At 71.7% G+C, this 17,859-nt stretch carries 18 protein-coding genes; 12 read left to right on the plus strand and 6 right to left on the minus strand.

From position 1 onward, the window contains the following. The first annotated feature begins 111 nt into the window (after positions 1 to 111). The 8 genes from mshD (at position 112) to pstB (ending at position 9,766) form a co-directional block, all read left to right on the plus strand. Positions 112 to 1,122 carry a mycothiol synthase gene (gene mshD, locus ACFVHV_RS27685; protein ID WP_359914151.1) on the plus strand — a complete coding sequence of 337 codons (1,011 nt, stop codon included), beginning with the start codon at positions 112 to 114 and terminating at the stop codon, positions 1,120 to 1,122. A 271-nt stretch (positions 1,123 to 1,393) separates the two neighbouring features. Beyond that, on the plus strand, positions 1,394 to 3,664 hold the full coding sequence (locus ACFVHV_RS27690; RefSeq protein ID WP_380354384.1) for an RNA degradosome polyphosphate kinase: 2,271 nt from the start codon (positions 1,394 to 1,396) through the stop codon (positions 3,662 to 3,664). Positions 3,665 to 3,768: 104 nt separating this feature from the next. After that, on the plus strand, positions 3,769 to 4,857 hold the full coding sequence (locus tag ACFVHV_RS27695) for a CHAD domain-containing protein (RefSeq protein ID WP_359914154.1): 1,089 nt from the start codon (positions 3,769 to 3,771) through the stop codon (positions 4,855 to 4,857). Position 4,858: 1 nt separating this feature from the next. Continuing rightward, the gene (locus tag ACFVHV_RS27700; RefSeq protein WP_359914157.1) at positions 4,859 to 5,386 is read left to right on the plus strand and encodes an NUDIX hydrolase; all 528 of its coding nucleotides are present in this window, start codon (positions 4,859 to 4,861) and stop codon (positions 5,384 to 5,386) included. 229 nt (positions 5,387 to 5,615) lie between these two features. Then, the gene (gene pstS, locus ACFVHV_RS27705; RefSeq protein WP_359914160.1) at positions 5,616 to 6,752 is read left to right on the plus strand and encodes a phosphate ABC transporter substrate-binding protein PstS; all 1,137 of its coding nucleotides are present in this window, start codon (positions 5,616 to 5,618) and stop codon (positions 6,750 to 6,752) included. 150 nt (positions 6,753 to 6,902) lie between these two features. After that, positions 6,903 to 7,880, plus strand: a complete 978-nt coding sequence (gene pstC / locus ACFVHV_RS27710; protein ID WP_359914163.1) for a phosphate ABC transporter permease subunit PstC — start codon at positions 6,903 to 6,905, stop codon at positions 7,878 to 7,880. After that, positions 7,877 to 8,947, plus strand: coding sequence for a phosphate ABC transporter permease PstA (gene pstA / locus ACFVHV_RS27715; protein ID WP_359914166.1), 1,071 nt, complete (start codon positions 7,877 to 7,879; stop codon positions 8,945 to 8,947). The genes pstC and pstA overlap by 4 nt, the downstream gene beginning before the upstream one ends. 42 nt (positions 8,948 to 8,989) lie before the next feature. Beyond that, the gene (gene pstB, locus ACFVHV_RS27720) at positions 8,990 to 9,766 is read left to right on the plus strand and encodes a phosphate ABC transporter ATP-binding protein PstB (protein ID WP_359914169.1); all 777 of its coding nucleotides are present in this window, start codon (positions 8,990 to 8,992) and stop codon (positions 9,764 to 9,766) included. A 160-nt stretch (positions 9,767 to 9,926) separates the two neighbouring features. On the opposite strand, the gene ACFVHV_RS27725 is transcribed toward pstB, so the two are convergent. Both ACFVHV_RS27725 and ACFVHV_RS27730 read right to left on the minus strand, forming a co-directional pair. Continuing rightward, complete coding sequence (locus ACFVHV_RS27725; protein WP_359914171.1) at positions 9,927 to 10,922, minus strand: inorganic phosphate transporter; 996 nt, start codon at positions 10,920 to 10,922, stop codon at positions 9,927 to 9,929. A 5-nt stretch (positions 10,923 to 10,927) separates the two neighbouring features. Continuing rightward, positions 10,928 to 11,548 carry a DUF47 family protein gene (locus tag ACFVHV_RS27730; RefSeq protein ID WP_359914173.1) on the minus strand — a complete coding sequence of 207 codons (621 nt, stop codon included), beginning with the start codon at positions 11,546 to 11,548 and terminating at the stop codon, positions 10,928 to 10,930. A 359-nt stretch (positions 11,549 to 11,907) separates the two neighbouring features. On the opposite strand from ACFVHV_RS27730, the gene ACFVHV_RS27735 reads away from it, so the two are divergent. Next, complete coding sequence (locus tag ACFVHV_RS27735; RefSeq protein WP_359914176.1) at positions 11,908 to 12,276, plus strand: metal-sensitive transcriptional regulator; 369 nt, start codon at positions 11,908 to 11,910, stop codon at positions 12,274 to 12,276. Positions 12,277 to 12,406: 130 nt separating this feature from the next. On the opposite strand, the gene ACFVHV_RS27740 is transcribed toward ACFVHV_RS27735, so the two are convergent. Then, entirely contained in the window at positions 12,407 to 12,595 is a 189-nt protein-coding gene (locus ACFVHV_RS27740) for a hypothetical protein (RefSeq protein WP_359914178.1), read from the minus strand. Positions 12,596 to 12,812: 217 nt separating this feature from the next. Then, the gene (locus tag ACFVHV_RS27745; RefSeq protein ID WP_359914181.1) at positions 12,813 to 13,712 is read right to left on the minus strand and encodes a hypothetical protein; all 900 of its coding nucleotides are present in this window, start codon (positions 13,710 to 13,712) and stop codon (positions 12,813 to 12,815) included. Between the two features lie 133 nt (positions 13,713 to 13,845). Here ACFVHV_RS27745 and ACFVHV_RS27750 point away from each other — a divergent pair, with 133 nt between their 5' ends. Beyond that, a complete protein-coding gene (locus ACFVHV_RS27750) occupies positions 13,846 to 14,037 on the plus strand; it encodes a hypothetical protein (protein ID WP_359914184.1) in 192 nt (63 codons plus the stop codon). 99 nt (positions 14,038 to 14,136) lie between these two features. Here ACFVHV_RS27750 and ACFVHV_RS27755 read toward each other — a convergent pair whose 3' ends face one another. Continuing rightward, positions 14,137 to 14,859: a phosphatase PAP2 family protein gene (locus ACFVHV_RS27755; RefSeq protein WP_359914186.1), complete on the minus strand. Its 723-nt coding sequence runs from the start codon at positions 14,857 to 14,859 to the stop codon at positions 14,137 to 14,139. Between the two features lie 193 nt (positions 14,860 to 15,052). Beyond that, positions 15,053 to 16,252 carry an NlpC/P60 family protein gene (locus ACFVHV_RS27760; RefSeq protein ID WP_380354392.1) on the minus strand — a complete coding sequence of 400 codons (1,200 nt, stop codon included), beginning with the start codon at positions 16,250 to 16,252 and terminating at the stop codon, positions 15,053 to 15,055. 248 nt (positions 16,253 to 16,500) lie between these two features. Between ACFVHV_RS27760 and ACFVHV_RS27765 the strand changes: the two genes are divergently transcribed. After that, a complete protein-coding gene (locus tag ACFVHV_RS27765) occupies positions 16,501 to 16,851 on the plus strand; it encodes a hypothetical protein (protein ID WP_359914191.1) in 351 nt (116 codons plus the stop codon). Between the two features lie 167 nt (positions 16,852 to 17,018). Beyond that, a complete protein-coding gene (locus ACFVHV_RS27770) occupies positions 17,019 to 17,840 on the plus strand; it encodes a hypothetical protein (protein ID WP_380354395.1) in 822 nt (273 codons plus the stop codon). The last annotated feature ends 19 nt before the right edge of the window (positions 17,841 to 17,859 follow it).

A 17,859-nucleotide genomic window follows, 5' to 3' on the forward strand; every position in this document is an offset into this window, starting at 1 on the left:
GCAGGGGGGACCCTGTGGGAGAGTAGGACGCCGCCGAACAATTATTCAGAAAAGCCCCTGATCCACTCGGATCAGGGGCTTTTCGCATTTCCGGTGACGTATCGTCTGGGCATGGACGATCAGACAGCGGTCATTGCGGACGATGTGCTCCGGCCCGAGCAGCGCGACGGTTCCCTGCGTGTTCTGGCGGCGGCCCAGGCGGTGGACGGCCGGGCCGCCGTGTCCGAGCAGGGCCGGCTTCGGTTGCGGAACGCGGAGATCCCGCGGCCGGGTGTGATCCACCTCGTCGAGACCGGGACCGACACCGACACCGACACCGACACCAAGACCGAATCCGGGACCGGGAGCGGCGCCGTCCTCGGCTACGGCCAGCTCGAGGTGCCGGAGAACCCGGCGGCCAACCCCGCCGCCGAGCTGGTGGTCGACCCGGCCGCCCGCGGTCGCGGCCTGGCCCGCCCGCTGGTGGACGCGGTCCTGGAGCAGGCCCACCGGGCGGGGCGCGACGCGGTGGACTTCTGGGTGCACGGCGGCCACCCGGCGGCCCGGCACCTGGCCGGGGCGTACGGCGCCGAGCTGGTCCGCGAGCTGCGGCAGATGCGCCGCACCGGTCGGCAGACCGAGGAGGTGGCCGTTCCCGAGGGCATCGAGCTCCGGACCTTCCGCCCGGGGGAGGACGACGCCGAGTGGCTGCGGCTGAACGCCCTGGCCTTCGCCCACCACCCCGAGCAGGGCGCCTGGACCGGGCAGGACCTGGCCGAGCGGATCGCCGAGCCGTGGTTCGACCCGGCCGGCTTCTTCCTCGCGACCCGCGACGGCAGGGTGGTCGGCTTCCACTGGACCAAGGTGCACCCGGCCACCGCCACCGAGCCCGAGCTCGGCGAGGTGTACGTGGTCGGGGTGGACCCGGCCGAGCAGGGCAGCGGTCTCGGCCGTGCGCTGACCGCGGCGGGCCTGCGCCACCTGACCGGCACCGGCACCGGGGAGCGCGGGCTGGACACCGTGCTTCTCTACGTCGACGCCGACAATCCGGCCGCCGTGCGGGTATATGAACGATTGGGATTCGCCGTTCACGAGGTGGACCTCATGTACCGAGCCCAGTACCGGACGAACCGGTCGGCCTAGTCGGGCCCCCGGGGCGTCCGCGCACCGGACTCCCCGGTCCTCCGGCGGCGTCGAACGCGGCCGGGACGGCCCCGCGAGCGGTCGCGGGCGAGGGACGGGACGGCGACGCCCCTTGCTCCGACCGACTCAGCTTTCCTCCTGGCCATGCGGTGTTTACCGTGGATTCAATTGCTGCCGCGAAGATCACAGGATGAAGTCCGTAGTGTCTCGCTCGTGCAGAGTCGACCGCCACGCACCGGCCGGTCCTGTACGGACCGCACCGGGAGGGTGGGTGCTGTCCCCGGGTCCGGCCCGGGGCGAGGGCGACGGCCCGCAGAGCCATTCGCGTCCGGACGCCGTCCTGCTGCTGGAGGAGCTGGAGCCCATGAGCATCCCCCGCCCCGTCTCTGCCCCGCTGTCACCTACGGCCCGGATGTCCGGCGCGCTGGGTATTCCGCCGGAGCTGCCGGCCACGGACGAGGAGGAGTTCGAAGCACTGCCGCAGGGCCGCTTCCTGGACCGCGAGCGCAGTTGGCTGGCGTTCAACGAACGGGTCCTGGAACTGGCCGAGGACCCGGGCATCCCGTTGCTGGAGCGGGCGAAGTTCCTGGCGATCTTCGCGAGCAACCTGGACGAGTTCTTCATGGTCCGGGTGGCCGGCCTCAAGCGCCGGATCGCCACCGGAGTCGCCCAGCGCAGCGCGTCCGGCCTCCAGCCGCGCGAGGTGCTGGACCTGATCTGGACCCGCTCGCGCGAGCTGATGGCGCGCCACGCCGCGGCCTTCCAGCAGGAGGTGCTGCCGGACCTCGCCGGCGAGGGGATCGAGGTGGTCCGCTGGTCGGAGCTGGCGGAGAAGGAGCAAGCCCGGCTGCACACGCTGTTCCGGCAGAAGATCTTTCCCGTCCTGACCCCGCTGGCCGTCGACCCGGCGCACCCCTTCCCGTACATATCGGGACTCTCGCTCAACCTGGCCGTCGTGGTGCGCAACCCGGTGTCCGGCCACAAGCACTTCGCGCGCGTCAAGGTGCCGCAGTCGCTGGCCCGCTTCCTGGAGGCCTCGCCCCAGCGGTACGTCCCGCTGGAGGACGTCATGGGCGCCCACCTGGAGGAACTCTTCCCGGGGATGGAGGTGCTGGCCCACCACGCCTTCCGCGTCACCCGCAACGAGGACCTGGAGGTGGAGGAGGACGACACCGAGAACATCCTCAAGGCCCTGGAGAAGGAGCTGATGCGGCGGCGCTTCGGCCCGCCGGTCCGGCTGGAGGTCGAGGAGTCGATCGACCCGTACATCCTGGACCTGCTGGTGCGGGAGCTGAACATCACCGAGGCCGAGGTCTTCCCGCTGCCCGGGCCGCTGGACCTGACCGGGCTGTTCGGGATCGCCGAGCTGGACCGCCCGGAGCTCAAGTACCCGAAGTTCGTGGCCGGCACGGCCCGGGGGCTGACCGACGTCGAGTCGGCCTCCCAGCCGGACATCTTCGCCGCGATGCGCGAGCGCGACGTCCTGCTGCACCACCCCTACGACAGCTTCTCCACCTCGGTTCAGGCCTTCCTGGAGCAGGCCGCCGGGGACCCGGACGTGCTGGCGATCAAGCAGACCCTGTACCGCACCTCCGGCGACTCGCCGATCGTCGACGCGCTGATCGACGCGGCCGAGTCCGGCAAGCAGGTGCTGGTGCTGGTGGAGATCAAGGCGCGCTTCGACGAGCAGGCCAACATCAAGTGGGCCCGCAAGCTGGAGGAGGCCGGCTGTCACGTGGTGTACGGCCTGGTCGGGCTGAAGACGCACTGCAAGCTCTCGCTGGTGGTCCGGCAGGAGGGCGACACCCTGCGCCGCTACTCGCACGTCGGCACCGGCAACTACCACCCGAAGACGGCCCGGCTGTACGAGGACCTCGGCCTGCTCACCTCCGACCCGCAGGTCGGCGCGGACCTCTCGGACCTGTTCAACCGGCTCTCCGGCTACTCGCGCCGCGAGTCCTACCGCCGCCTGCTGACCGCCCCGCGCGGCCTGCGCGACGGGCTGGTCTCACGGATCCACAACGAGATCGCCCACCACCGGGCGGGCCGCCCGGCCTACGTGAAGCTCAAGGTCAACTCGATCGTCGACGAGGCCGTGATCGACGCGCTGTACCGGGCCTCCCAGGCCGGTGTGCCGGTGGACGTCTGGGTGCGCGGGATCTGCGCGATCCGCCCGGGCGTGCCGGGGCTGAGCGAGAACATCCGGGTCCGCAGCATCCTGGGCCGCTTCCTGGAGCACTCCCGGATCTTCGTGTTCGGCAACAACGGCGATCCGGAGGTCTGGATCGGCAGCGCCGACATGATGCACCGCAACCTGGACCGCCGGATCGAGGCGCTGATGCGGATCACCGATCCGGCGCACCGCGCCGAGCTGTCCGGGCTGATCGACCTCGGGGTGTCGGACGAGACCGAGTCCTGGCACCTGGGGCCGGACGGCGCGTGGACCCGCCACTCGCAGGACGTCGAGGACCGTCCGCTGCGACACGTCCAGGACCTGCTGATCGACTCGCGCCAGCGCCGCCGGGCCGCGACCTCGCGCTGACGCGTCCACTGATGCGAAGCCGCCGGGACGGCAAGGGGACCTGTCCCGGCGGTCGGCCACCAGCTCCGGGGGAGCACCTCGGAGGAACGGGGATCTACCACGCCATGACCGAAGCGCCGATGACGGCCCAGGCGGCCTCCACAGCGACCGCCGGGGACATCCTTTCCCACCACCTCACCGCCCAGGCCGGCGCCTTCCTGCGCGCGCTGCCGCTGGCGGTGGGCGAGGTCGGCGCCAGACCCGGGACGGCCTCGGTCGTCCCGTCGGCCGGCACCTCGGACCTGCTGCGGGCCGTCCGGCGGGTCGGCGGGCTGCTGCACACCTTCGGCTCGGTCTTCGAGCAGACCTGGGCGCAGGAGTCGCGCACCGAGCTGCGCTGGCTGCTCAACCTGCTGGCGCTGGAGCCCGGCTACGTCCGCCGCTCGGCCCGGCTGCTGGGCGCGCTGGACTCGCTGAGCGGCACCGACCCGGACGGGACGGGCATGCTGGCCGGCCACGTGGGCGCCCCCAAGGCGCGGGCGCTGCTGGACCGGCAGCTGACCCTGGCCCGGACCAGGGCGCACTCCACGGTGCTCCAGGAGCTCCGCTCCGCCCGGCTGCACGCGCTGGCGGACCGGATGACCCTGCTGGTCGGCGACGCCCCGCTGCTGGAGTCGGCGGGCGGCCGGGCCCCCGCGGTGCTGCTGCCGCAGGCCGCCGCCGCCTTCGCCGCGCTGACCGCGGGCGCCCAGCAGCTGCCGCTGCGGCGGGCCGCGACGCCGTACGGCGGGGACGGGCTGCGCCGGCTGGGCACGGTTCCGGCGTCCCGCGGGGCGACCGACGCGGACACCGCGCTGGCGGCCGACGACGCGCCCTGGGCCCGGATGCGGATCCTGGTGAAGCGGGCCCGGTACGCACTGGAGGTGTGCGGCCGCGCCTCCTCCGAGCTGGACGGGCTGGACCTGGTGCTGGCCCGGCAGCAGGAGGCGGCGGACGCCGCCGTCACCGCCGCCACCGCGGCGCGCACCCCGCGGATCACCCCGGCGACCGCGTACGTGCTGGGGGTGGTGCACGCCGACCAGCGGCTGGAGGTGGAGTCCGCGCGGTACGCCGTCGGCCTCCGCTGGCCCGACCTGCCGCCCGGCCCGGACGGCTGGCTGGAGCTCGTCCCGACCGACGCCTGGGGGCACTCCGCCGCGGCCGGGACGGTCTGAGATGGGCGAGCGCCCGCCCGCCGGCCGGGCGGCGACGGGGGCCGTGACCGGGGCGGGGCACGCCCCGGTGGTGCTGGCGGCGGGCGCGGTGCTGTGGCTGCCGGGACGGCCGAAGAAGAGCGGCCGGCTGGGGCGGCCGCGGATCGCGGTGATCCACCGGCCCAAGTACGACGACTGGAGCCTGCCGAAGGGCAAGCTCGAAGCCGGTGAGGGCGTGGTCGACGCGGCGCTGCGCGAGGTCCGGGAGGAGACCGGGTTCCGCTGCCTGCTGGGCCCGGAGCTGCCCACCCGGCACTACCGGGTGCAGGGCCGTCCCAAGGAGGTCCGCTACTGGGCGGCGGTGCCCTCCAGCGGCTCCTTCCGGCCCAACCGGGAGGTGGACCGGCTGGAGTGGCTGCCGGCCGGGAAGGCGCGGGCCCGGCTCACCCACGACCACGACCGGTCGCTGATCGACGCGCTGCTGGCGCTCCTGGGGGCGAAGCCGGTGCGGGCGGCCGGGGCGGCACCGGTGAAGGAACGGTGGAAGTGATCTTCCCGCGCCCTTGCCGTGACGCAACCGTTACTACCTGACGTAGTTTCCTGTCATCCGTTCGAGGTTCACTCCCCGTTCACTTGCGACCGGCTGTCGTGTCACTTACCCGGCCTAACTTCGGGACCACCGGAGGGCCGAACGGGCCCCGGACCACAGCAAAACCCGTGCTGGGCCGCCGTAGCCGTACGGCCCGCGCAAGGGCAATGCCACAGAAAGGGACACCCCTGTGAAGCTCCAGCGGAACGGCCGCTCCAAGGCCCTCGCGATCGGTGCCATGGCGCTCGTCAGCTCGCTGTCGCTCGCCGCCTGCGGGTCGGACAACAACAACAACACGACCGCGTCCGGTGGCTCCGGCGGTTCCGCCGCGCCCGCCGCCGCGATCAACTGTGGCAAGGCCGGTTCGCTGATCGCCGCCGGTTCGACCGCGCAGGGCGCGGCGATGGACGTCTGGAAGACCAGCTTCGCCGCCGCCTGCTCCGGCAGCACCATCAACTACCAGGGTGGCGGCTCCGGTGCCGGCATCCAGCAGTTCAACCAGGGCAAGATCCAGTTCGCCGGCTCCGACTCGGCCCTGAAGCCGGCCGAGGTCGACGCCTCCAAGGCGGTCTGCACCGGCGGCCAGGGCATCGACCTGCCGATGGTCGGCGGTCTGATCTCGCTGGTCTACAACGTCGACGGTGTCGACAACCTGGTCCTGGACGGCCCGACCTCCGCCAAGATCTTCGACTCGCAGATCACCAAGTGGAACGACCCGGCGATCGCGGCCCTGAACCCGGGCGCCAAGCTGCCGGACACCGAGATCCAGACCTTCCACCGCTCGGACGACGCCGGCACCACCGAGAACCTGACCAAGTACTTCGCCGCCGCCGGCGGCGGCGCCTGGTCCTACCCGGCCGGCAAGGCCTGGGCGGGCAAGGGCGGCCAGTCGGCCAACGGCAGCGCCGGTGTCTCGGCCCAGGTGAAGCAGGTCAAGAATTCGATCAGCTACGTCGAGCTGGCCTACGCCCAGACCAACAGCCTGAAGAGCGCCGCGATCAACACGGGCGCCGCCAAGCCGGTCGAGGCCACCGCCGAGAACGCCGCCTCCACGATCGCCAAGGCGCAGGCCGCCGGCACCGGCAGCGACCTCGCGCTGAAGCTCGACTACGCGACCAAGGAAGAGGGTTCCTACCCGCTGGTCCTGGTCACCTACGAGATCGTCTGCGACAAGGGCAACAAGGCCGAGACCCTCGACACCCTGAAGTCCTTCCTGACCTACACCGCCAGCGACGCGGGTCAGAAGGCCATCGGCGAGAAGGGCTACGTCCCGCTGCCGAAGGCCGTGACCGACAAGGTCAACGGCGTCATCGCCACTCTGGCCTGACCCGACAGGACCCCCGGTGGAGCGGCCCCGTGAGCGAGGGGGGCCGGGGCCGCCCCACCGGAACGGACCACACCCAGCACCACGTCCGGGGCACCGCCGCCATGGTGCCGTCCCCCTTCCGGGGCGGCACCACCAGACCGGAGTAGACCAATGACTTCATCCTCCCCTGCCGCCCCGCGAGGCAGGGAACGCCGGCCGCGCGACAGCCGGGTCGGCGACAAGATCTTCATGAACCTCGCCCGGGGCTCGGGCATCCTCCTGCTGGTCGTCATGGCCGCCATCGCCGCGTTCCTGACCTGGCGGTCGGTCCTGGCCCTGACCACCAACGAGGGCAACTTCCTCACCAGCTTCGAGTGGACGCCGGACGCCCCGAAGCCCGTCTTCGGCATCGCCGTCCTGGCCTTCGGCACCATCGTCAGTGCCGTCATCGCGATGGCGATCGCCGTCCCGGTGGCCATCGGGATCGCGCTGTTCATCTCGCACTACGCGCCGCGCAGGATCGCCCAGCCGTTCGCCTACCTGGTCGACCTGCTCGCCGCCGTCCCCAGCATCGTCTACGGCCTCTGGGGCGCGCTCTTCCTGGTCCCGCACATGGACGGCCTGACCAGCTGGCTCAACGAGTACCTGGGCTGGACGTACATCTTCGACCAGACCAGGACCGGCACCCCGCGCAACCTGTTCACCGTCGGCATCCTGCTGGCGATCATGGTCCTGCCGATCATCACCGCGGTCTCCCGCGAGGTGTTCCGCCAGGTGCCGCGGATGCACGAGGAGGCGGCGCTCGCCCTCGGCGCGACCCGCTGGGAGATGATCCGCACCGCGGTGCTGCCGTTCGGCCGCCCCGGCATCATCTCGGCCTCGATGCTCGGCCTCGGCCGCGCGCTCGGCGAGACCATCGCGGTCGCGGTGGTGCTCTCCGCCAGCAACGTCCTGTCGCCGCACATCCTCGACGCGGGCGGCGGCACCTTCGCGCAGAACATCGCGCTGAAGTTCGCCGAGGCCGGTGACAACGGCCGCAACGCGCTGATGGCCTCCGGCCTCGTCCTGTTCGTCATCACCCTGCTGGTGAACGGTGCCGCGCGACTGATCATCGCCCGCCGCAAGGAGTACTCGGGGGCCAACGCATGACCGTCACCGCCGTCATCGAGGACGCCCGGCCGGTCGGCCGTCCGCTGACCGCCAACCGACTGCCCAAGTGGGCCCCGGCCGCCGTGGCCGTCGGCTCGATCGCCCTCGGCTGCGGGATCGGCGCGGCCGGCGGGCTGGCCAGCCACCTCCAGTGGGGCCTGATCTCGGCCCTGCTCTTCGTCCTGATCAGCTACGTCCTCTCGGCCCGGGTCGAGGGCCGCCGGCAGGCCAAGGACCGCTTCGCCACCTCGGTGGTCTGGGTCGCCTTCATCCTGGCCGTCGTCCCCCTGGTCGCCCTGACCTTCTACACCGTCCAGCAGGGCATCGGGGTGGTCGACGGGAACTTCCTGAGCCACTCCATGAAGGGCGTGATCCAGTCCGGGCCCGGCGGCGGCATCTACCACGCGCTGATCGGCACCCTGGAGCAGGTCGCCCTGGCCACCGCGATCGCGGCCCCGATCGGGCTGCTGACCGCCGTCTACCTGGTCGAGTACGGCCGTGGCACGCTCGCCAAGGCGGTCACCTTCTTCGTCGACGTCATGACGGGCATCCCGTCGATCGTCGCCGGTCTGTTCATCCTCTCGCTCTGGAACCTCGCCCTGGGCTTCAGCTACTCCGGCTTCTCGGGCAGCCTCGCGCTGGCGATCCTGATGATGCCGGTCGTGGTCCGGTCCACCGAGGAGATGCTGAAGCTCGTCCCGAACGAGCTGCGCGAAGCCTCGTACGCGCTCGGCGTGCCGAAGTGGAAGACCATCCTGCGGATCGTCATCCCCACCGCGATCGGCGGCATCACCACCGGTGTGATGCTCGCGGTCGCCCGCATCACGGGCGAGACCGCCCCGGTGATGATGCTGGTGTTCGGCGCCGACTACATCAACAACAACCCGTTCGACGGACCGCAGCAGTCCCTGCCGATGTACATCTGGACCCAGTACTCGCAGGTCAACAACGACTTCGGCTACGCCCGTGCCTGGGGCGCGGCGCTGGTGCTGATCGCCTTCGTGATGGGGCTCAACCTCGTCGCCCGGGGCATCGCACGCTGGCGCTCGCCCAAGGGCGGGCACTGAGCGACCGACTGACGTACGAGACAGACGAGAGAAGCAACGATCATGGCCAAGCGCATCGACGTCAGCGGACTGTCGGCCTACTACGGCACCACCAAGGCCATCGAGGACATCTCGATGAGCATCGAGCCCCGCTCGGTGACCGCCTTCATCGGCCCGTCCGGCTGCGGCAAGTCCACCTTCCTCCGGACCCTGAACCGGATGCACGAGGTGATCCCGGGCGCCCGGGTCGAGGGCAAGGTCCTCCTGGACGACGAGAACCTCTACGCCTCCAACGTCGACCCGGTCGCCGTGCGCCGCTCGGTCGGCATGGTCTTCCAGCGCCCGAACCCCTTCCCGACCATGTCGATCTACGACAACGTGATCGCGGGTCTGCGGCTCTCCGGCGTGAAGAAGAAGTCCGTGCTGGACGAGGTGGTGGAGCGTTCGCTGAAGGGCGCCAACCTCTGGAAGGAGGTCCACAACCGGCTGAACAAGCCGGGGGCCGGCCTCTCCGGCGGTCAGCAGCAGCGCCTGTGCATCGCCCGCGCCATCGCGGTCGAGCCCCAGGTCCTGCTGATGGACGAGCCCTGCTCCGCGCTCGACCCGATCTCCACCCTCGCCATCGAGGACCTGATCGGCGAGCTCAAGGAGCAGTTCACCATCGTCATCGTGACCCACAACATGCAGCAGGCGGCCCGCGTCAGCGACCGCACCGCCTTCTTCAACCTGGCCGGCGTCGGCCAGCCGGGCAAGCTGGTCGAGCTGGACGACACCCAGCGGATCTTCTCCAACCCGCAGGTCCAGGCCACCGAGGACTACATCTCCGGCCGCTTCGGCTAGACCGGAGCCCCGTCACGGGCGGCGCCGAGGCGCCGGGACGCGTGACGGACCGCGAGCTGTCCCGCGGTGCTGCATGGCGGTGCCGCCGCGGGACATGGAAAAGGGCCCGCCCCCGAGATGTGGGGGCGGGCCCTGTCCGTTCGCGCGTCCTGCGGGGCCGTCAGCCCCAGAACAGGTGGACGAACCAGTACATCAGCGCTGCGACGACGGCGGCCGCCGGCATCGTGATGAACCAGCCGAGCACGATGTTCTTCGCGACGCCCCAGCGCACCGCGCGGATCCGCTTGGTGGCCCCCGCGCCCATGATCGCCGCGGTGATCACGTGGGTGGTGGAGATCGGCGCCTTGAAGACGAACGACGAGATGTACATGACCGTCGCGGAGGTGGCCTCGGCGGCGAAGCCCTGCGGCGGGTCCAGCTCGATGATCTTCCGGCCGAGCGTCCGCATGATCCGCCAGCCGCCCGCGTAGGTGCCCAGCGAGAGCATCGTCGCGCAGGAGATCTTCACCCAGACCGGAATGCCGTTGCCGGACTGGTGGCCGGAGATGGTCAGTGCCATGACCACGATGCCCATGGTCTTCTGGGCGTCCTGGAGGCCGTGCGCCAGGGCCATCGCGGCGGCCGAGGCGGTCTGGGCGACCCGGAAGTTGCGCTTGGCCCGGTGCGGGTTGGCCCGGCGGAAGATCCACAGGATCGCCAGCATCACCAGGAAGCCGCCGACCAGGCCGACCACCGGCGAGACGAACATCGGGATGACGATCTTGTCGAGGACCCCGCTCCAGATCACCTCGGTGCCGCCGGCCAGGGCCGCGCCCACCATGCCGCCGAACAGCGCGTGCGAGGAGGAGGACGGGAGGCCGAAGTACCAGGTGACCAGGTTCCAGGCGATCGCCCCGACCAGGGCCGCGAACAGGATCGCCATCCCCTGGTTGCCGGTGGGGGTCTCGATGATCCCCTGGGAGACGGTGTGCGCCACGCCGCTGCCGAGGAACGCGCCCGCCAGGTTCATCACCGCGGCCATCGCCAGCGCCGCCCGGGGAGTGAGCGCCCGGGTGGAGACCGACGTGGCGATCGCGTTCGCCGAGTCGTGGAAGCCGTTGGTGTACGTGAAGAAGAACGCAACGCCGATGACGGCGATGAGTGCTGCCATGTCCACGGGGGTCAGGACTCCTTGACGGCGATGGTCTCCACCGTGTTGGCGACGTGCTCGAACGCGTCCGCCGCCTCCTCAAGGACGTCCACGACCTGCTTGAGCTTGAGGACCTCGATGGCGTCGTACTGACCGGAGAACAGGTGGGCGAGCAGCTTGCGGTGGATCTGGTCGGCCTGGTTCTCCAGGCGGTTGACCTCGATCCAGTACTCGGTGAGGTTCGACATGCTGCGCAGGTTCGGCATCGCCTCGGCGGTGAGCTCCGCGGCGCGCGCCAGCACCTCGATCTGCTGCTCGACGCCCTTCGGCAGGGTCTGGATGTCGTAGAGGACGACCAGGTCGACGGCTTCCTCCATGAAGTCCATGATGTCGTCCAGCGACGAGGCGAGGCTGTAGATGTCCTCGCGGTCGAAGGGCGTGATGAAGGACGAGTTCAGCTGGTGGAAGACGGCATGGGTGGTGTCGTCCCCGGCGTGCTCGGCGGCGCGCATGCGCTCGACGATCTCCGCACGGGCCGACACGTCTGATCCCAGCAGCTCCAAAAGGAGCTTTGATCCGACGACAAGGTTCTCCGCCGCGGCGGCGAACATGTCGTAGAAGCTCGTCTCCTTCGGGGTCAGGCTAAAACGCACGGAAATCTCCGATGTGCGGGGTAGGGACTGAACGATGCTAGGTGCAACCGAACGCAATCACGCAAACGGGGTGTCGGGGAAGGAGCCGGAACCTCCCCTTCCGTTCGGCCGCCGCACCGGCTGATCCGGGCGCACCACCACACGTGGACGCGAGCCCCAGTCTGACGGAACCTCGCCCGGATTGTCCCCGTCGTGCGCACCGGAGAACGGGGCGCCGCTCAGACGGGTGAACCGCCGGGAGCCCCCTCCAGCGCCCCCGCGGCACATGCCGGGACGGCCGTCGGAACACCACGGAGGGCCCCGGTGTTGGACACTTGTGGCCGACGCAGCCACCAGGCACTGAGACGAAGGCGGGGCCGATGACCACGACGCAAGCGCGCAGCGAGCCGGAGCACGCGCAGGGGACCGAGCCGCCCGCCGGCCAGGCCCCGGCCGGGCACCACGGCCCGCACGGCTACAGCGCGCAGAAGGACGCCCACCTCAAGCGGCTGCGCCGGATCGAGGGCCAGATCCGCGGCCTCCAGCGCATGGTCGACGAGGACGTCTACTGCATCGACGTGCTCACCCAGGTCTCGGCCGGCACCAAGGCGCTGCAGTCCTTCGCGCTCTCCCTGCTGGAGGAGCACCTGCGGCACTGCGTCGCCGCGGCCGCCGAGGAGGGCGGCGCCGAACTGGACGCCAAGGTGGCGGAGGCCACCGCCGCGATCAGCCGCCTGCTGCGCAGCTGAGCCGCCGGGCCGACCGCTTCGCTCCGGGGGCGCGTCGCTCCCGGAGCGGGCCCGCCCGCGTCGCGCCCGGAGCCCGTGTCGCGCCCGGAGTCCGTGTCGCACCCGGAGCCCGCGTAGCGCCCGGAGCCCGCTAGCCGTCGGCCTCCCGGTCGCACTGCCCGGGTTCGGACCGGTCCAGCAGCACCTCGTCGATCCGCTCGGTCGGCAGCCGGTCGCCGGAGCTGGCCGTCGCGGCGATCATCAGCTCGCCGGCCAGATCGATCTCGTCGAGGGCCGCGTCGTCGTGGCCGCCGCTGCGGCCGCCCGTGGACGACACCACCTGCACCACCCCTTCAGTGCCTCGCCAGCCCGGGCGGCAGCCACCCGGAGTCCAGCCTAGGCACTTCGGGGCCCGTCCACATGGCACGGACGGGCCATCTCGGCGCCGCCGAAACGGGTGGCAGTCGCTCCCCGGACGGCCACCCGCCCCGGCGGCACCCCGTCTCGCCCCGGCGCCGGAGCGCTGCCCCGGCGGCCCGGGGCGTGTCGGACCAGCCCTACTTCGGGCTCTCCGTGGGCTTCATCCGGTAGATGTCCGAGGCCGAGGGCTCGGCCGCCTCCACCGGCTTGCCGAAGTCCGACAGCGAGGTCGTCGACGTCACCTTCACCTGGTCCTTGGGCTCCTTCGACCCGGCCACCCCGGCGAAGGTGAACACCTCGACCACCTTGCGCAGCCGGCCCTGGTCGTCCAGCCAGGCGTCGTACGGGACCTCCTTGACGGTGAAGGTCTGCGCGCCCGTCCGCAGGCCGTCCCCGCCCCTGCCGCCCGTCGCGTCGGCCGCCTTCACCAGGTCCAGGGTGCCCCGGAAATGGTGCAGCGCCACCCCGTCGACGGTCTCGGTGCCCACCGCCTCCGCCTTCTGCGCCCCGCGCAGCGCCCCCGCCGCCGAGGCCGGGTCGGTGGCCCCGCTGCTGACCAGGTTGCCGTCCGGCAGCTGGCGCACGTCCAGCTTGACCCACTTGCCCGCGGGGACCTTGGCACCGCTGTTCTGGAGGTAGACGGTGCCCGGCAGGACCACCTCGACGATCTTCCCGGTGGTCGCCGCACCCGGCGGCACCTGGACCTCCAGCCGGCCGATCCGCTTGACGTAGTCGTAGCCGCCGGTGCCGCTGAACGAGGCCTTCTTCTCGGTCGACTCGGTGACCAGCTCGGTCGCGGCGTGCGCGGAGCCGGTGCGGCCCGTGATGTCGGGGGCGTTGCGCACCGCCGTCAGCGCGTCCGCGGCGAGCTGGTCGGGGGCGCCCGACTGCTGGTCGGAGGAGCCGTCGACGGGGCCGCCGGAGCAGCCGGCGGCCCCCGCCGCCAGGACGGCGGCGAGCAGGGCGGCCCCGGCCGCCGAGCGCAGGTGCGGACCCGGACGGCGTGCCGACCGTCCGGTGCGCTGCTGGTCGGTCATCTTCATCCTCGCGACAACCCCCTCGGGCCCGACTGCCCCGCCGGCCACCACCGGGCGGGCAGAGCTCTTTCCGGGCAAACGAGTTGAGACGCCAAGGGTTACGGGGGCCGGCGCGGGCGCTACCGTGAACCACGTGCACAGTGAGCTGCCGACGGCACCCGGCACCGCCCGGATGCCCGAACACCGCCTCGCGGTCGGCGAGCGCGGATCCTTCGCCTTCGCGACCTGCAGCTGCGGCTGGTACTCCCCGGCCCGCCGCTCGCGCGATCTGGCCCGCCGCGAGGGGGCCGACCACCTCGCCGAGAACGGCGCCGGACCGGACTGATCCCACCGGGCCCGGGACACCTCCGCGGCGCCGGGCCCGGGACACTTGCGCGGCGCCGGGCCCTGGACACCTCCGCCGCGCCGGGCCCGGGAGACGGCGTCAGGCCGCGAGGTCGGACTCCGGCGGCTGCTCCCCGGCCCGCACCGCCCCGCGCCCGCGGCGACGGCCACGCGGACCGGCCCCGACGCGGGCCGCACCGCCGCGCTCGGGCGCCCGGATCAGCGGGGCGACCGCCGTGCGGCTCAGCGCGTGGCAGAACGGCACCAGCACCGCCATCGCGATCGGCGCCAGCAGCAGCACCACGGCGACGGCGAGCGCGAAGCCGCCGATCACGTCGGTCGGGTAGTGGACGCCCATGAACATCCGGCAGAAGCCCTGGAGGAGCGCCAGCCCGCCGGCGATCCAGCCCAGCCTGCGGTTCACCAGGAACAGCGCCACCGCGACACCCATGGTCATGGTCGAGTGGTCGCTGACGAAGGAGTGGGTGCCGGCCTTGCCGTCCACCAGCACCAGCAGCCCGGGATGGTCGACGAAGGGACGCGGGCGGTTCACGATCGCGGCGATCGGCAGGTTGGCCAGTTCGGCGACGGCCACCGAGAGCGGCACCCAGAGCAGCCCGGCCACCGCCACCGGCGCGTCCGGCCGGCGTCTGGCCTGGAGCCAGGCCACCAGACCGAGCATCGCCAGGCCGATCAGGATGCCGTACTCGCCGATCCACGAGACCAGGTGGTCCAGCCACTGCGGGGAGCGCTTGGCCAGGCCGTTGACGGCGTAGAGCAGGTCGAGGTCGGGGTTGGTCGTGTCGGCAAGCGGCGTCGACACGCCGCACCTCCTTCTGGTCCGCTGCACCTGTACGTTCCCGCCGGGGCCCGCCCGGCGCCGAAAGCTGACGAGGGACCACCGGACCCAACGTCATCACCGGGACACAGCGTTCCACGGAAACGCGCGGTTATGGAAACTTGACTCAGCGTCCACAGCGCGCACACAGCTCCCCGCCGTCCCGGCCCCACCGCACCTACCGACCCGCCCCGGCGGGAGCCGGCCCGGCAGGTGCGGGCGGGGCGGCGACGGCCGACCGGGCGGGGGTCGCCGGGGCGCTTCCCGGCGCGCCGCCCTGGGGGAGGCCCTGGGTGCCGCCCTGGTTCCCCGCGGGGGCGGTGGGCTCCGTCCCGCCCGGGCGGGACGGAGCGTTGACCGCGCCGTCGTTGTTGCGGGTCGGCAGCGCCTGGGCCCCGTCCGAGGTGACCCGGGTCGCGCCGATGTACTCCCGGGTGTCGATCTTGTCGTAGCGGATCACCGCGCCGGTGTGCGGGGCGTTGATCATGTACCCGCCGCCCACGTAGATCCCGACGTGGTGGATGCTCCGCGGATCGCTCAGGTCCGTCGCCCAGAACACCAGGTCGCCCGGCCGCAGCTGATCGCGCGACGGGTGCGGCCCGGCGTACCACTGGTCGTTGGCCACCCGGGGCAGGGTGATGCCCACACTGGCGAACGCGGCCTGGGTCAGGCCCGAACAGTCGAACCGCCCGCTCTGCGAGGGCAGGCCCTCACCGCCCCACAGGTACGGGGTGCCGAGCTTGGTCTGCGCGAAGTAGATCGCGGCCGACGACTGCGGGGACACCTCCAGCGGCGCGGTCGGCGAGGCGGGCGCCGTGAAGCTGCGGGCCATCGCCTGGATGTTCCGCACGTAGCCCTGGGTCTCCTTGTACGGCGGCACCCCGTTGTACTTCTCCACCGCGCCCTCGCCGGCGTTGTAGGCCGCCAGCAGGTTGGCCTGGGGGTCGCCCGGGACCTTCGCGACCCGCTTGGCGATCGCGCAGTCGTAGGTCGCCGCCGAGGCGATCGCGTCCAGCGGGTCCCAGACGTCCGCCCTGCCGTCCCCGTTGCCGTCGGTGGCGTAGTCGGGCCAGGTGCTGGGCATGAACTGCGCCATGCCCTGCGCCCCGACCCCGGAGCGCGCCCTGGGGTCGAAACCGCTCTCCTGGTACAGCTGCGCCGCGAGCATCGGAGGGGAGATCTCCGCGCAGAGCGCGCCCCACTTCTGGATCGGGTCCTGGTAGGCCGCGGGGACCGTTCCGGGGGAGAGGGCGGAACGATTCGCCGCCTGCTGCGGCGTCCCACTTGCCGCATAAGTCCCCATCGTCACCAGCCCGATGAACCCGAACGCAACAACTCCCGCAGCGGCGGCGGCCGTACCGGCCTTCCGGAGTACCATCAGCACCATCCCGACGAATCGTCAGTCGAAGTGTCCCGGAAGGCGTTGCTCACCGCAATCATCAGAGATACGAACAGTGAGCGCTATCCTTCGTACGGTGTACATCCTCGCGTACGTGTCCGATGCCTCACGACCGATTCGCGAGAAGTAGCCAAGTCGACATCAGATCTGGCCAAGAATAGGTACCGACCCTTCGCGCGGGCCGGGTCCGGGCCCTTGAATTTGCCTGATCGGGCGGTGAGATGGAAATGAACCTGAGCAGCGTGCACACCAATGCGGTCGGCCACCTGGCCGAGGACCCCCCCAAGAAGCCGAACATCGACACCATCATCGGCGGAATCGCCCCGGACTGGGGGCCGTTCGCGACCCTCGGGTCGGAGGCGCGGGTGATGGTCGAGGTCATCATGGCCGTCGCCATCCTCCTCTGCCTCGGCATCGCGGTCTGGGGCGCGGCCAAGCAGCGGATCGGTGCGACCGCGATGCGCGACAGCTTCGGCGCCGAACAGGGCAAGGGACTGATCGTCGCCGGACTGACCGGCGTGTTCATCATCGGATCACTGGGCACCCTGTTCACCATTGTCTACGGCATGGCGATCTGACGATCGGACAGCAGTAGTCCGACCTGCCTGAGACCGGGCCCCCGCCCGGACCCCCTCCGACAGCCGACCCGCCAGGAATCCACCCCCGTTCCCACCCCCCGTCCGCGCCCGCCCCCGGACGGAGGGCCCCCGGAGCCGCCCCGGCTCCCCGCACCAGGAGGGCCGCCGTGCCGTTGTCCGACGACCAGCCGCGCACCCGTACGCGCCTGCCGGTCGGCGAACAGTCCTCCCCCCCGTCGAACCACCGTCAGACCCGCCCGCTGCGCGCCCTGCTGGCCGTCCTGGCCGTCGTCACCCTGCTCGTGGTGGCCATCGCCGTCGCCAACCGCGTCGCACCCGGCACCGGTACCGGCAGCGACGGCTCCTCCGCCGACCGCGCCGGCGCCGGATCCGGCTCTGGCGCCGGCCCCGCCCCCAGCGGCGACCAGCCCGCCGGCACCACCGTCAACGGCATCCCGACCGGCTACCCGCACACCGAACCGGGCGCCCAGTCGGCCGCCACCAACTACGCGGTGGCGATCGGCTCCGCGGACATGTTCCGCACCGACAGCCGGCACGGCATCGTCGCCACCATCACCGACCCGGGCGCCCTGGCCGGGCTCCAGAGCCGGCTGGACCAGGGCTTCGGCGGCGACACCGCCACCCGCTACGGCCTCGAGGCCCAGGGCCGCGCGCCCAAGGGCCTCACCTTCGTCAGCCGCACCGTCCCGGTCGGCACCAAATCGACGGGCTACAGCGAGGGCGACGCCAAGATCGAGGTGTGGTGCACCGGCCTCACCGGCCTCGCCGGCGAACGCTCCGTCCAGCCGGTGACCACCAACTGGTTCACCCTCACGCTCTCGCTGCACTGGACGGGCAGCGACTGGAAGCTCACCGACTACACCAGCAGGCAGGGCCCCGCGCCGGTGCCCGCAGACCAGCAGGCCGCCACCGCCGATGAGATCACCGGCGCCGTCCAGCAGTTCGGGGGGTTCCGTTTTGCGCGTTGACCAGACCTCACGCCGTTCC

The sequence above is a fragment of the Kitasatospora sp. NPDC127116 genome (assembly GCF_042677365.1).
Lineage (GTDB): Bacteria > Actinomycetota > Actinomycetes > Streptomycetales > Streptomycetaceae > Kitasatospora > Kitasatospora lactacystinica.